This window comes from Streptomyces sp. L2 (assembly GCF_004124325.1).
Taxonomy (GTDB): Bacteria; Actinomycetota; Actinomycetes; order Streptomycetales; family Streptomycetaceae; genus Streptomyces.
Genome location: NZ_QBDT01000001.1, coordinates 4234660 through 4247113 on the forward strand (window position 1 = coordinate 4234660; position 12454 = coordinate 4247113).

Sequence of the window (12454 nt, forward strand, 5' to 3'; positions counted from 1 at the left end):
GACCATGAGTGAGGTGGAGAAGGCCGCCGGCGTCGTCGAGGGTGTCCTGGGGGACGCCGAGCTGGAGTGGGAGAGCCCCGAGTCCGGCACGTACGTCGTGAAGCTGCCCGGCACCCGCAAGCTGTCGACGACCGTCTCCCTCCGCCTCGGCCGCCACTCCCTCTCCCTCAACGCGTTCGTCGTACGCCACCCCGACGAGAACGAGGCGGGCGTGCACCGCTGGCTCCTGGAGCGCAACCTCAAGCTGTACGGGGTGAGTTACGCCGTCGACCGGCTCGGCGACGTCTACGTCACCGCCCGCATCGCCCTCGCCTCCGTCACCGCCGAGGAACTCGACCGGCTCCTCGGCCAGGTCCTGGAGGCCGCCGACGGCGCCTTCAACACCCTGCTGGAGCTGGGCTTCGCCTCCGCGATCCGCAAGGAGTACGCGTGGCGGGTGTCGCGGGGGGAGTCGACGCGGAACCTGGAAGCGTTCAAGCATCTGACCGAACGCCCGACGGACTGACCCCACCCGCCGGTCAGGGCTCGCACGACAACCTGATCGAGGACTGCACCGTCGAGCAGCGCACGGTCCCGGCGCCGCCGGACACCCAACTGCACGGCATCAACGTCGAGGGCCTGTCCGGTCCACGAGTTCGGCCAGACCGACGTCCCCGACGTCCCCGGCGACCTCCACTCCCGCCTCCAGCTGTACGCCACGACGAACACGGTCCACCCCGGCAACCTGCACGAGGCCCAGCGCGCCCTCGACGAGTAGCGCCCGGGCGCACCGGTACGAGGCTCAGCGGGCCTTCGCCGAACCGTGCCTGGCGTCATCGGTACGGCGCTCAGCGCGCCCGCGAGCGGTAGCGGCCCGGCGTCACCCCGACCAGCTTCTTGAAGTGGCGGGTGAGGTGGGCCTGGTCGTAGAACCCGGTCTCGGCCGCCACCTCGGCCGGGTTCCGCCCCGCCAGCAGCAGCCGCCGGGCCCGCCCGACCCGGCGGGACATCAGGTACTGGTGCGGGGCGATGCCGTACGCACCGCTGAACGCCCGCACCAGGTGCACGGGATGGGCGTGCAGCAGCGTCGCCGCGTCGGCGAGGACGAGCCCGTCCACGACGTGCTCGTCGAGGAGTTCCCGCAAGGAGCGCGCGAGGACGGGATCCCGCCGGAACGCGCCCGCGCCGCCGGCCTCCCGGCGCCGCAGGTGCTCCCGCAGCCGCTCGGCGACGAGCGTCAGCCTGCTCTCCGCCTCCAGCTCGTCGCCGGGCCGGGCGAGCGCGCCGTGCACCTGGCCGACGCGGCGCCGCAGCACCGGGTCGCGCAGATCGGGGCCGTCGACGGCGGGCCCGATGAGATCGTCCCCGAGCCGGCTGCCGTCCAGGTACAGGACCCGTTTCCGGAAGCCGTGAGGGGTGGCGGGTGAGCCGTTGTGCGGCACGTGCGGGGGCAGCAGCGACACGGTGTCGTGCGGGGTGCCGTGCTCGTGCCGGTCGAGGTCGTACCGTACGGCCCCGTCGTCGACGATCAGCAGGGTCCAGGCGTCATGGACGTGCATCGGGTAGGCGTACTCGGTGAAGTGGGCGTGGAAGACCTCCACGACACCCGGGACCCGCGGGCGCCAGGCACTGACTTCCGCCTGCTCGGCCACGTATAGAACGTACAAGACGACGGCCGGCGGCGACCGGCAGTCTCACCGCATGAACACGCACAGCGACCCCCACGCCTCCGGGGAACCCGTCCGCTTCGACACGAAGATCGCCGTACTGCTGCGGGAGGACCTGGAGCCGTGGCAGCGGCTCAACGTCACCGCGTTCCTGGTCAGCGGCCTGGGCGGCCGGCTGCCCGAGGTGATCGGGGAGCCGTACGAGGACGCGGACGGCGTGCCGTACCTCCCGATGTTCCGGCAGCCGGTGCTGGTCTTCCAGGGCGCCAAGGAGACGCTGACCGCGGCGCACGCCAAGACCCTCTCCCGCGCCCTCCCCCGCGCGGTCTTCACCTCCGACCTCTTCGCCACGGGCAACGACCGCGACAACCGCGCCGCCGTGCGTGCCGTACCGACGGCCGAACTGGATCTGGTCGGCCTCGCGGTCTACGGACCGCGGAACGCGGTGGACAAGGTGCTGAAGGGGGCGCGGATGCATCCGTGACGGGATCTGCACAAGGTGTGCGTAACCGCCGTGCGGGCGTGTGCGGTTGGTCCTCGGTCGTCCGTTTCGGCGACGACCTGGCAAGAGGCGGCGGCCTGTCGCGTGGCACCGTTTCCGCGGAGGAATGTGGAGATGCTGCCCCCGATTGGTGGGCCCGCCCACACCTTCGTCGCCTCAGGGCCCCAACCGCTCGCCCGGTCACCGCGGTTGGCTGGATGCCCGGCACGCTCCGTGGTTTGATCCATGGCCGCGGCCCGCGCTCTGTCCCCGGCGGGGCCGCTCCACCCCCCCCAAGTGGACCTTCCGTCTCACCCATGACCATCCATGCGAAGGGCAGTCACGTCATGAACTCCGCTCCCCAGGTTCAGACCCTCGAGATCTCCGACGCCGACCTGGACACCGTCGCCGGCGGCCTGAGCCCGCAGGCCGGCATCGCCGCCGGGCCCACCGCGATCAACAGCGCGGACGTCCTGGCCAAGCTGGACACCGTCACGGACACGGTCGAGGGCGTGGCCGGCCGGTACGGCCGGGTCGGTGTCACGGTCGCGCTCTGACGCCCGGCCGCGTGAACCGCTGACGCGAACGCTCCGCAGGTCACCTGACCGCGGGGCGTCCGTCGTACTCACACATCCATCGGCTACTGGGCCGGGCTCGGTGCCGGCGCCGGCTCGGCGTGCGGCCGCTCCCCGTTCCCGTCCCTGCCGCCCGTCCCCGCCTCGTCCCCCATCGGCAGGCGCCGTAGCAGCAGGGCGTAGCCCAGCCCGGCCACCGTGCCGACGGCCGCGCACAGCCCCCACAGCCAGTCCGCGCCGAGGTGGTCGATGACCGCGCCGGACATCAGCGGGGCGATCAGGGCGGCGGCGGACCAGGACAGCGTGTACATGCCCTGGTAGCGGCCGCGCCCGTGGACCGGTGAGAGCCGGACGACGAACCCGGTCTGGGTCGGCGCGTTGACGATCTCGGCGAGGGTCCACACGCACACGGTGAGCGCGAAGACGCCGACCGACCCGGCGCAGGCGGTGAGCCCGAAGCCGTAGCCCGCGAGGACGGAGGAGACAGCGAGCAGGGTGCGCGGGTCGCGGTGCTCGATGAAACGGGTGACGGGGATCTGCAGGGCGACGATCAGGATGCCGTTCACGGCGATGGCCAGACCGTAGTCGGCGGGGGAGAACCCGGCGCGGCCCATGGCGACGGGCAGGCCGACCGAGCCCTGCTGGAAGACGAGGGCGACGAGGAAGGACAGTCCGACGACGGCCATGTACCGCCGGTCGCGCAGGACCGTGCCCAGCCCGATGTCCTCGCTCTTCCCCTTCGCCGAGGGCGCCGGGCGCGACTCGGGCAGCTTGGCGAAGACGACGATCGCGCAGGCCAGGGTCATGCCGGCCTCGATGAGGAAGCCGGCGCGGTAGCTGAACTCGGCGATGAAGCCGGCGGCCATGGAGGAGACGGCGAAGCCGAGGTTGATCGCCCAGTAGTTGAGCGAGAAGGCCCGCACCCGGTCCTCGGGCCGGACGATGTCGGCCATCATCGCCTGCACGGCGGGCCGGGAGGCGTTGGACGCCAGGCCGACGAGGAAGGTGACGCCGGCGATGGACACGGGATCGTGGACGAAGCCGAGCAGCGCGACGAAGACGGCCGTGCAGGTCTGGGCGATGAGCAGGGTGGGCCGGCGTCCGAGCCGGTCGGCCATGACGCCGCCGCCGAGGGAGGAGACGACCCCGCCGAGCCCGTGCAGCGAGGCGACGAGACCGGCGTAGGAGGCGGAGTAGCCGCGGTCGAGGGTGAGGTACAGCGCCATGAACGTCGCGACGAACGCGCCGAGCCGGTTGACGAGGGTGCTGGTCCACAGCCACCAGAACGCACGGGGGAGACCGGAGACCGTCTCCCGGGCGGCACCCCTCAGTCGGGCGACGGACATGACGGACCCCCACGATGCTCGGCGCCAGGGTACGGCGCTGTAAGCGGCTCAACCGGTGAGCACAACTTACAAGGGCGGGTATACGGAGTGCCAGCCGTTTAAGAGCCCGTCCGGAGCCCTGCCGAAGCCCCGCCGAAGTCCGTCCGGAGCCCCGCCGAAGTCCGTCCGGAGCCCTGCCGAAGTCCCGTCCGAGTCCGTCCGAAGTCCGTCCGGAGCCCTGCCGAAGTCCCGTCCGAGTCCGTCCGAAGTCCGTCCGGAGCCCTGCCGAAGTTCCCCGTCCGAGTCCGTCCGAAGTCCTGCCGAAGCCCCGCCGAAGCCCGTCCGGAGCCCCGCCGAAGTCCGGCCGGAACTCCGCCGAAGTCCGGCCGAAGCCCCGCCGAAGTCCGGCCGGAACTCCGCCGAAGTCCGGCCGAAGCCCTGCCTAAGCTCTGCCGGAGCCGTGCCGAAGCCGTGCCGGCTGTCCGCCCACCGGGCGGCCGACGCGGTGCCCCGAACGCGTGGATTACGCTCTGACACATGGCCGACGCACCGTACAAGCTGATCCTCCTCCGCCACGGCGAGAGCGAGTGGAACGCGAAGAACCTGTTCACCGGCTGGGTGGACGTGAACCTGAACGAGAAGGGCGAGAAGGAGGCGGTCCGCGGCGGCGAGCTCCTCAAGGACGCCGGTCTCCTCCCCGACGTGGTCCACACGTCCCTCCAGAAGCGCGCGATCCGCACCGCCCAGCTCGCCCTGGAGGCCGCCGACCGCCACTGGATCCCGGTCCACCGCAGCTGGCGCCTGAACGAGCGCCACTACGGCGCCCTCCAGGGCAAGGACAAGGCGGCGACGCTGGCCGAGTTCGGCGAGGAGCAGTTCATGCTCTGGCGCCGCTCCTACGACACCCCGCCCCCGCCGCTCGCCGACGACTCCGAGTTCTCCCAGTCCGCCGACGCCCGCTACGCGACGATCCCCCCGGAGCTGCGCCCCCGCACGGAGTGCCTCAAGGACGTCGTCGGCCGGATGCTCCCGTACTGGTACGACGGCATCGTCCCCGACCTCCTGGCCGGCCGCACGGTCCTGGTCGCCGCCCACGGCAACAGCCTCCGCGCCCTGGTCAAGCACCTCGACGGCATCTCGGACGCCGACATCGCGGGCCTGAACATCCCCACGGGCATCCCCCTCGCCTACGACCTCGACACCGACTTCCGCCCCCTCACCCCGGGCGGCAAGTACCTCGACCCGGAAGCCGCGGCGGCGGCGATCGAGGCGGTCAAGAACCAGGGCAAGAAGAAGTAGTCGCCCACGCGCAAGCCCCCTACCTGCGGTTTCTCCGCTGGGAGGGGGCTTTTCGCTGCCTCAGGGCCGTCAGGGCGATGGGGCCGCGTGCTCTTCCCGCGGGGCCCGCAGTCGATGAGCAGTACCTCGTGAGACGGGTCGTCGCAGAGCAGCGTGTAGTACTCGGTGGGCTCCTCGTCGGACACCTCGCCTTCCTGCCTCAGCGAACCGGAGCGTATGCACCCCCGACGACGGCGGCCACGCCTTTTCGGGACCGGCGATGGCCTGTGTCATACCGCCCATGCGCGGTCAACGGATTTGTGCGCAGGGCGTTGGCGCGACGCAGTCACCCCCCTTCCCTTCATCAGGAGCCGAACGGATCATTGGCTCATGGTGTCAAGCATCGTCGTTCAGTACACCGACCTCCTGAGGGCCGGCGACGACGACCCGTGGAGCCGGTTGCGGGAGCTTCTGAAGGGCCAAGGGCTCGACCCGGACCGAACGATCGTCGTCGACCTCTTGCAGGAGGGCCCCGACCACGAGGACGGCCAAGTCATCTCTGAAGACGGCAGGGTCTACAAGTTCACTGTCTTCTACGACCAAGCAGCAGAGCACGGCGCGCGCAGCGCCTGCCTTCACGGCTGGACCGACATCACCGATTCCTGGCAGACCAGATCGCTGGCTACCCGAACAGCAGACGCTTTCGCCTGGATGTCGTCGCCCACCGGGTCGGGTTGACCACCGGCGCCTGGGCGGTCAACCGCCGGCCGGCGCCGCTTGTGAGAAGCGCTTCAGCCGAAGGTCCGGGGCTTGTCCGATTTGCACCGGGACGAAAAAGCCCCAAGCTACAGGCCGTCGTGCTCGATGAGTGTGCCGTCAGGGCCGAGAGAGAAGATGCGCGGTGGGCCCATGGCTTCCACGGCCCTCTGCAGCGCCGCTTCTCGCTGGGCGGGATCAGGGCCGTGCGGGTCCCGGACCCGGAAGCCGTGCAGTCGGATGCTGTCCGTGTCGATGTCGTCCGGCTCGGGGCGGCCCTCCAGTACGAAGCCGCAGAGTGCGCGGAGTACGTCTTCGCCCAGTTCCAAGGGGTGGAACAGCAGTGGGTACGGTTCTTGGTCCTTGTCCGGCCAGGGAATGACGTCGGCCGGGCGGTCTCCGGCCCAGTAGGGCAGCTCGACGGAGAGCGGTTCGCCGATGTCCTCCATGATGCCGCTGCCCGGGGACAGGCTCAGAGAGCGGACGAGTCGGCCGTCCTCCCACACGGCGAACGCGAGCCAGTCCACGACGCTGTGCATCGCGTGCAGCACGAGCCGTCGGCCGGTGCTCGCCGCCACGAGGTGTTCCGGGAGCTGGGAAGGAAAGTCGATCATCACCCTCTGGTCGCCGATGACCTTGAGGCCGGGCCAGCTCGCCGCGTAGGCCGTCCCCTCCGGGGGATATACGCCGTCCGGGAGAGTCGAGCCCTCGCTCTCCTCTATCTCCCAGCCCGGGTAGAGCAGCCGCATCATGCTGACCGTGCGTGCGAGGTCCGCCGGCCCCGCTTCTCGTAGCAGCCCCGGTACGTCACCGTCGGCGTACACCAGAAAGCCCGTCTTGGCTCCCAAAGCCCCTCCCCAGGATGTGGCCTTCGTCGGCGGGTGCACAGTAACCACCCCCACTGACAACGCGAGATGACGAAGCCCGAGGGCCGGGCACCCCTCCTCTCGCCTCACCGATGAGTTCCGGCGGCCGGTCCGGTCTACCCCGGTGTACGTCATCGGACCTCGGCCCTTAGGAGCCCACCATGACCACTTCCGCACACGCCGGTCGCATGTTGTTCGTGAACATGCCCGTGGCGGACCTCGAGCGCAGTAAGGCGTTCTTCGCGCGGCTCGGGTTCGGTTACGACCCGAGGTTCACCGGTGAGGGGGCCGCCTGCATGCCGGTCGGTGAGCAGGCCTTCGTCATGCTGCTCGATCACGAGACGTTCGCGCGGTTCTCGAAGCTGCCGATGGGCGATCCCGCCACGCACGCGCTGGCGCTGTACTGCTTCAGCGTGGCGAGCCGGGACGAGGTCGACATGGTGGTCGAGGCCGCGCTCGCCGCGGGGGGAACCGAGGCGGACGGGCCCGAGGACCACGGGTTCATGTACTCGCGCAGTTTCTTCGACCTCGACGGCCACGGCTGGCAGGTCATGTGGATGGACCCGGCGAGCATGTCGGACAGCCCGGCATCCGCGGCTTCCGCGACGGCGTGATCCTGCCTGCCGTGCATGGTGACGCGGAGACCTGGTCGGTCGGCCGAGGCCGCGTCAGGAGTCGAACTCGATGTGCAGGTCGGACGAGAAGCCGGGCGGCGTGTCCGTATGGGGTGAGTGTGCTGCTCCGGCTTCGGGCCGGACACACACGGCGCGCCAGCGGTACTCGTCCTGTGGCGCCCGCTCGGCCGTGAAAGCGACGGACTGGCCGGCGGCCAGTTCGCGATATCCCTCGGCCTCGATGACGGAATAGTGGGCCCATACCCGGTCGGGGAGGGCGCCGGAGACGAGGACTCCCCAGCCTTCCTCGTTGTGCCACTCAAGCACGTGGCCGGAACACGTCTTGGTGGACGTGGTGTCGGACACTCCGCGTCCTCCCTCGAAGCATCGGTGGTGCGCCGTGCGGTGCGCGCTGCGGCCGTCAGCACCTCTATCGGCTTACCTCCGAACTCCGGGCCCTCTATGGCACGGCCGGCCTGCCCCTGTATGCGCCCGTGCTCGCTGGTGGCCGGCCGCGAACCGGGTTGCCACCGCCTGGAGTTCCAGGTTGGCGCGGAGGGTCCAGTCGGGGTCATGAACCGTGGCCGCTTCCCAGGGGCCGTAGCCCTCGGCCAGCAGCCACAAGAAGGCGTTGAGGCCGCTCGCTATGACGGCGGTCTCGCCCTCGGAGCCGAGGTCGACGCCCTCGCCGTCGGCGTAGTCGAACGGCGCCGCCAACGCGGCGGCGAGCGCGGGAGGGAAGGGAGGGGACTGGCGATCACCGGTGTCGGTCACGCGCACAGGCTAACGGCCACCGGTGTCGCCGGATGCTGCGCCGGCCGCCCTCAGCCCATGCTCTTCGCCCCGTCCAGGGACTCGCGGATGATGTCGGCGTGGCCGGCGTGCTGGGCGGTTTCGGCGACGATGTGGAGGAGGACGCGGCGGGCCGACCAGTGGGCGTCGGGCTCGAACCAGGGGGCCTTGGGGAGGGGCTGGGTGGCGTCGAGGTCGGGGAGGGCGGCGAGCAGGGAGTCGGTGTGGGCGGCCACGTCCGCGTAGGTGGCCAGGACGCCCTCCAGGGTCTCGCCCGGCAGCATGCGGAACTCGTCCGCGCGGCGGGCCCAGTCCTCCTCGGTCATGGCGGTGAAGTCGCCCATCGCGGACGGGCCCTCGACGATGAACGCGGCCCAGTTCCGCTCCACCGCGGCGACGTGCTTGATCAGGCCGCCCAGGCACAGCTCGCTCTTCGTCGTGCGCAGACCCGCCTCTTCGTCGGTCAGGTCCCGCGTGGTCCGGCGCAGCAGCTCCCGGTGCTTGGTCAGCAGCGCCAGCACGTCGGCGCGCTCGCCGGTGAGGGGGGAGGAGGTGGAGGAAGCAGCCATGGTGCGCCTTCTTTCTTGGTCCCTCGGTTCCCGGTTCGGGCCACCGCGTAAGAACAAGGTAGAAGGCATGTAGGACAGGTACTGACCTAGTGGGATTTGTTGGGAGAGGGGAAACGGTGAGGGGCCCGGTGCCGCTCGCAGGGAAGCGGTCGCCGGGCCCCTCGGTCGTACGTCTGTCTCTCAGCCCGTCACGGTCAGCCGCACTGGCACGGGGCGCCCGACTGGCACCCGCAGCCGCAGCCCGAGCCGCAGCCGCACGCGGCCACCAGCGGGAGACTCCTCGGCTCTGCGGGCTGGTCGGACTCGCGCTGCCGCGCGGGGTCGGGTGTGGTGCTGGGGGATTCGGCCATGGGTCCCTCCTAGACGCTGGGCATGGATGCATGCACGCCCTCATCCATTGCATGCCCGTTCCGCCGGGCGCATCAACGGCGCACAGAGGCGCCCACGCGCCCCCGCGCACAGCCCGCACGCCGCTAGCTGCGGGGACCATGAGGAACGAGGACCTACGCCCCCTCCGCCCCCGTCACCGGCTGGATGTCCGGCTGGAGTTCGTCCGCGTGTTCGCCCGTCACCAGATAGACCACCCGCTTGGCGACCGCCACCGCGTGGTCGGCGTACCGCTCGTAGTAACGGCCCAGCAGCGTGACGTCCACGGCCGTCTCGATGCCGTGCTTCCAGCGGTCGTCGATCAGGTGCTGGAAGAGCGTGCGGTGCAGCAGGTCCATGTCGTCGTCGTCCTGCTCCAGCTGGAGCGCCAGGTCGACGTCCTTGGTCACCAGGACCTCCGCCGCCTTCGCCATCAGCCGCTGCGCCAGCTGCCCCATCTCCAGGATCGTGGCGTGCAGGTCGTGCGGGACCGCCCGGTCCGGGAAGCGCAGCCGGGCCAGCTTCGCCACGTGCTGCGCCAGGTCGCCGGAGCGCTCCAGGTCGGCGGACATGCGCAGGGACGTCACGACGATCCGCAGATCTGTCGCCACCGGCTGCTGCCGCGCCAGCAGGGCGATCGCCCGGGCCTCCAGGTCGTGCTGCAGCTCGTCGACCTTCCGGTCGCCCTCGATCACGCTCTCCGCCAGCTTCAGGTCGGCGTCGAGGATGGCGGTCGTGGCGCGCCCGATCGCCGAGCCGACCAGCCGGGCCATCTCCACCAGACCGTCGCCGATCGAGTCCAGTTCCTCGTGGTACGCGTCCCGCATCTTCGGTTCCCTCTCGTACGTCGTCCTACGGGGTTCCGGGGCCGTCACCTCACCCGCGCGGCCGTGGTGAAGCCGGCGGTGTGAAGCCGACGTGCGAACCCACGCTCCCAAAGTTCCGTCCCGTACGCGTCCGTTTCCGCCCTCTCAAGTGAACCGGCACCAGCCCCCAGGTGAACTCTGGGCGACGAGTGTCCGAGGTCGCACCCGGACGGCTGGGGGCATGTCGTACCCCATGCCTAACCTGGAGGCATGGACGTGAACGCGGCGGTCGCCGCAGCTGCGGCGATCGCCGGGACGGTCACCGGCGTCATCGCCATGCTGGCGTTCCGCTGGAGCGAACGCGACCAGAAACGGCCGACCAGGACCTCCCTGCACACCGACCCCATGCTGCCGCCTGGCGTGGACACCGTCCTCTCCGTACTCCGCTCCTCGGCCGTCGTCCTCGACGAGGCCGACGCCGTCGTCAAGGCCAGCTCCGCCGCGTACGCCCTCGGGCTCGTCCGGGGCGGCCGGCTCGCCGTCGAGCCCATGCTGCAGATGGCCCGGGACACCCGGCGCGACGGGGAGATACGCCAGGTCGAGCTGGACCTGCCCCGGCGCGGCACCGGACGCGGCGAGGCCCTCGCCGTCTCCGCGCGCGTGGCACCCCTCGGTTCGCGGCTGGTGCTGCTCCTCGTCGAGGACCTCACCGAGGCCCGCCGGATCGAGGCGGTACGACGTGACTTCGTGGCCAACGTCAGCCATGAGCTGAAGACACCGGTCGGCGCGCTCTCCCTCCTCTCCGAGGCCGTCATGGACGCCTCCGACGACCCCGAGGCCGTCCAGCGCTTCGCCGGCCGTATGCAGATCGAGGCGACCCGGCTGACCAACCTGGTGCAGGAACTCATCGACCTCTCGCGCGTGCAGAACGACGACCCGCTGGAGGACGCCGAGCCGGTCCGCGTCGACGAACTCGTCGCCGAGGCCGTCGACCGCTGCCGCCACCAGGCCGGTGCGAAGCAGATCACGATGGCCGCCGGGGGCGCGGCCGATCTGCACGTGTGGGGCAACCGGGGGCAGCTCGCCGCCGCCCTCGGCAACCTCGTCGAGAACGCCGTGAACTACTCGCCCGCCCGCACCCGCGTCGGCATCGCCGCCCGCCGGGTCACCGCGCCGGGCGGGGACCTCATCGAGATAGCCGTCACCGATCAGGGCATCGGCATATCCGAGAAGGACAAGGAACGCGTCTTCGAACGCTTCTACCGCGTCGATCCCGCCCGCTCCCGCGCCACCGGCGGAACCGGCCTGGGGCTCGCGATCGTCAAACACGTGGCCGCCTCGCACGGCGGGGAGGTCACGGTGTGGAGCGCCGAGGGCCAGGGCTCCACGTTCACCCTGAGGCTGCCGGAGGCGGGCGCCGCCCGCGACCGCGCCGCCCAGCGACACACCGGCCCCGGCGAAGAGGCCGAGGGGGCAGAGGGGGCCGAGGCAACCGGCGGAGCCGACGGTGCCGACGGCCACACCGGCTCATCGTGGTCCTCGCCCTCTCCAGCCCCTTCATCTTCTTCGCCCGCTGCAACTCAATCCCCGTACGCATCGCTTCCCGCCCCGGAGGTCCTTCCGTGACCCGAGTGCTCGTCGTCGAGGACGAGGAGTCCTTCTCCGACGCCCTGTCCTACATGCTCCGCAAGGAGGGCTTCGAGGTCGCGGTCGCCGCGACCGGCCCGGACGGACTCGACGAGTTCGAGCGCAACGGCGCCGACCTCGTCCTCCTCGACCTGATGCTGCCGGGACTGCCCGGCACGGAGGTGTGCCGCCAGCTGCGCGGCCGCTCCAACGTCCCGGTCATCATGGTGACCGCGAAGGACAGCGAGATCGACAAGGTCGTCGGCCTGGAGATAGGTGCCGACGACTACGTCACCAAGCCCTTCTCCTCCCGCGAGCTGGTCGCCCGCATCCGGGCCGTCCTGCGGCGCCGGGGCGAGCCGGAGGAGGTCACGCCGGCCGCGCTGGAGGCCGGCCCGGTCCGCATGGACGTCGACCGGCACGTGGTGACGGTGTCCGGCTCCAAGATCGACCTCCCGCTGAAGGAGTTCGACCTTCTGGAGATGCTCCTGCGCAACGCCGGCCGCGTCCTCACGCGCATGCAGCTCATCGACCGCGTCTGGGGCGCCGACTACGTGGGCGACACCAAGACCCTCGACGTCCACGTCAAGCGCCTCCGCGCCAAGATCGAGCCCGACCCGGGAGCACCGCGCTTCCTGGTCACGGTCCGCGGCCTTGGGTACAAGTTCGAGCCGTAGAGCGCAGAACTTCCAGGCGGCCTCCACTGCAACACGCCCCAAAGGGGCGCGGGGCTGTATCGATGTGCGGCTCCGCC

15 protein-coding genes and 1 pseudogene are annotated in these 12454 nt (G+C 70.8%); 9 read left to right on the forward strand and 7 right to left on the reverse strand.

Going from position 1 to position 12454, the window contains the following annotated elements; genetic code table 11:
• Positions 1–4: 4 nt before the first annotated feature.
• Complete coding sequence (locus tag DBP14_RS18850; RefSeq protein WP_129308337.1) at positions 5–505, forward strand: YbjN domain-containing protein; 501 nt, start codon at positions 5–7, stop codon at positions 503–505.
• 14 nt (positions 506–519) lie between these two features.
• Positions 520–757: pseudogene (locus DBP14_RS36925) on the forward strand (hypothetical protein); the annotation flags it as partial.
• 70 nt (positions 758–827) lie between these two features.
• Here the strand turns inward: DBP14_RS36925 and DBP14_RS18860 are convergent.
• Positions 828–1631, reverse strand: a complete 804-nt coding sequence (locus DBP14_RS18860) for an AraC family transcriptional regulator (RefSeq protein WP_129308338.1) — start codon at positions 1629–1631, stop codon at positions 828–830.
• Between the two features lie 49 nt (positions 1632–1680).
• On the opposite strand from DBP14_RS18860, the gene DBP14_RS18865 reads away from it, so the two are divergent.
• Together DBP14_RS18865 and DBP14_RS18870 are read left to right on the forward strand one after the other, a co-directional pair.
• The gene (locus tag DBP14_RS18865) at positions 1681–2130 is read left to right on the forward strand and encodes a DUF2000 domain-containing protein (protein ID WP_129308339.1); all 450 of its coding nucleotides are present in this window, start codon (positions 1681–1683) and stop codon (positions 2128–2130) included.
• A gap of 314 nt (positions 2131–2444) precedes the next feature.
• On the forward strand, positions 2445–2684 hold the full coding sequence (locus DBP14_RS18870) for a hypothetical protein (protein WP_129308340.1): 240 nt from the start codon (positions 2445–2447) through the stop codon (positions 2682–2684).
• A gap of 83 nt (positions 2685–2767) precedes the next feature.
• Here the strand turns inward: DBP14_RS18870 and DBP14_RS18875 are convergent, their stop codons facing one another.
• Complete coding sequence (locus tag DBP14_RS18875; RefSeq protein WP_206739296.1) at positions 2768–4048, reverse strand: MFS transporter; 1281 nt, start codon at positions 4046–4048, stop codon at positions 2768–2770.
• Positions 4049–4564: 516 nt separating this feature from the next.
• On the opposite strand from DBP14_RS18875, the gene DBP14_RS18880 reads away from it, so the two are divergent.
• A complete protein-coding gene (locus tag DBP14_RS18880) occupies positions 4565–5326 on the forward strand; it encodes a phosphoglyceromutase (RefSeq protein ID WP_129308341.1) in 762 nt (253 codons plus the stop codon).
• 369 nt (positions 5327–5695) lie between these two features.
• The gene (locus DBP14_RS18890; RefSeq protein WP_129308342.1) at positions 5696–6043 is read left to right on the forward strand and encodes a hypothetical protein; all 348 of its coding nucleotides are present in this window, start codon (positions 5696–5698) and stop codon (positions 6041–6043) included.
• 107 nt (positions 6044–6150) lie between these two features.
• Here DBP14_RS18890 and DBP14_RS18895 read toward each other — a convergent pair whose 3' ends face one another.
• The gene (locus tag DBP14_RS18895) at positions 6151–6909 is read right to left on the reverse strand and encodes a hypothetical protein (RefSeq protein WP_129308343.1); all 759 of its coding nucleotides are present in this window, start codon (positions 6907–6909) and stop codon (positions 6151–6153) included.
• Positions 6910–7088: 179 nt separating this feature from the next.
• Between DBP14_RS18895 and DBP14_RS18900 the strand changes: the two genes are divergently transcribed.
• On the forward strand, positions 7089–7541 hold the full coding sequence (locus DBP14_RS18900; RefSeq protein WP_206739297.1) for a VOC family protein: 453 nt from the start codon (positions 7089–7091) through the stop codon (positions 7539–7541).
• Between the two features lie 54 nt (positions 7542–7595).
• On the opposite strand, the gene DBP14_RS18905 is transcribed toward DBP14_RS18900, so the two are convergent.
• The 4 genes from DBP14_RS18905 to phoU form a co-directional block, all read right to left on the reverse strand.
• Positions 7596–7907, reverse strand: coding sequence for a cold shock domain-containing protein (locus tag DBP14_RS18905; RefSeq protein ID WP_241740971.1), 312 nt, complete (start codon positions 7905–7907; stop codon positions 7596–7598).
• Positions 7908–7979: 72 nt separating this feature from the next.
• Positions 7980–8315, reverse strand: a complete 336-nt coding sequence (locus DBP14_RS36420; protein ID WP_206739298.1) for a hypothetical protein — start codon at positions 8313–8315, stop codon at positions 7980–7982.
• A gap of 50 nt (positions 8316–8365) precedes the next feature.
• Positions 8366–8902, reverse strand: coding sequence for a DinB family protein (locus DBP14_RS18915; RefSeq protein ID WP_129308344.1), 537 nt, complete (start codon positions 8900–8902; stop codon positions 8366–8368).
• A gap of 503 nt (positions 8903–9405) precedes the next feature.
• Positions 9406–10095 (reverse strand): phosphate signaling complex protein PhoU, encoded by a 690-nt coding sequence (phoU, locus tag DBP14_RS18920; protein ID WP_129308345.1) that lies wholly within the window; start codon positions 10093–10095, stop codon positions 9406–9408.
• Positions 10096–10344: 249 nt separating this feature from the next.
• Between phoU and DBP14_RS18925 the strand changes: the two genes are divergently transcribed.
• Together DBP14_RS18925 and DBP14_RS18930 are read left to right on the forward strand one after the other, a co-directional pair.
• A complete protein-coding gene (locus DBP14_RS18925; RefSeq protein ID WP_129308346.1) occupies positions 10345–11700 on the forward strand; it encodes an ATP-binding protein in 1356 nt (451 codons plus the stop codon).
• The gene (locus DBP14_RS18930) at positions 11697–12377 is read left to right on the forward strand and encodes a response regulator transcription factor (RefSeq protein WP_129308347.1); all 681 of its coding nucleotides are present in this window, start codon (positions 11697–11699) and stop codon (positions 12375–12377) included. The genes DBP14_RS18925 and DBP14_RS18930 overlap by 4 nt, the downstream gene beginning before the upstream one ends.
• Positions 12378–12454: the final 77 nt, after the last annotated feature.

Excerpts from the sequence above, each read along its gene's own strand:
- DBP14_RS18850 (WP_129308337.1), top strand. The coding sequence starts at position 5 with ATGAGTGAGGTGGAGAAGGCCGCCGGCGTCGTCGAGGGTGTCCTGGGG.
- DBP14_RS18865 (WP_129308339.1), top strand. The coding sequence starts at position 1,681 with ATGAACACGCACAGCGACCCCCACGCCTCCGGGGAACCCGTCCGCTTC.
- DBP14_RS18870 (WP_129308340.1), top strand. The coding sequence starts at position 2,445 with ATGACCATCCATGCGAAGGGCAGTCACGTCATGAACTCCGCTCCCCAG.
- DBP14_RS18875 (WP_206739296.1), bottom strand. The coding sequence starts at position 4,048 with ATGTCCGTCGCCCGACTGAGGGGTGCCGCCCGGGAGACGGTCTCCGGT.
- DBP14_RS18880 (WP_129308341.1), top strand. The coding sequence starts at position 4,565 with ATGGCCGACGCACCGTACAAGCTGATCCTCCTCCGCCACGGCGAGAGC.
- DBP14_RS18890 (WP_129308342.1), top strand. The coding sequence starts at position 5,696 with ATGGTGTCAAGCATCGTCGTTCAGTACACCGACCTCCTGAGGGCCGGC.
- DBP14_RS18900 (WP_206739297.1), top strand. The coding sequence starts at position 7,089 with ATGACCACTTCCGCACACGCCGGTCGCATGTTGTTCGTGAACATGCCC.
- DBP14_RS18915 (WP_129308344.1), bottom strand. The coding sequence starts at position 8,902 with ATGGCTGCTTCCTCCACCTCCTCCCCCCTCACCGGCGAGCGCGCCGAC.
- phoU (WP_129308345.1), bottom strand. The coding sequence starts at position 10,095 with ATGCGGGACGCGTACCACGAGGAACTGGACTCGATCGGCGACGGTCTG.
- DBP14_RS18925 (WP_129308346.1), top strand. The coding sequence starts at position 10,345 with ATGGACGTGAACGCGGCGGTCGCCGCAGCTGCGGCGATCGCCGGGACG.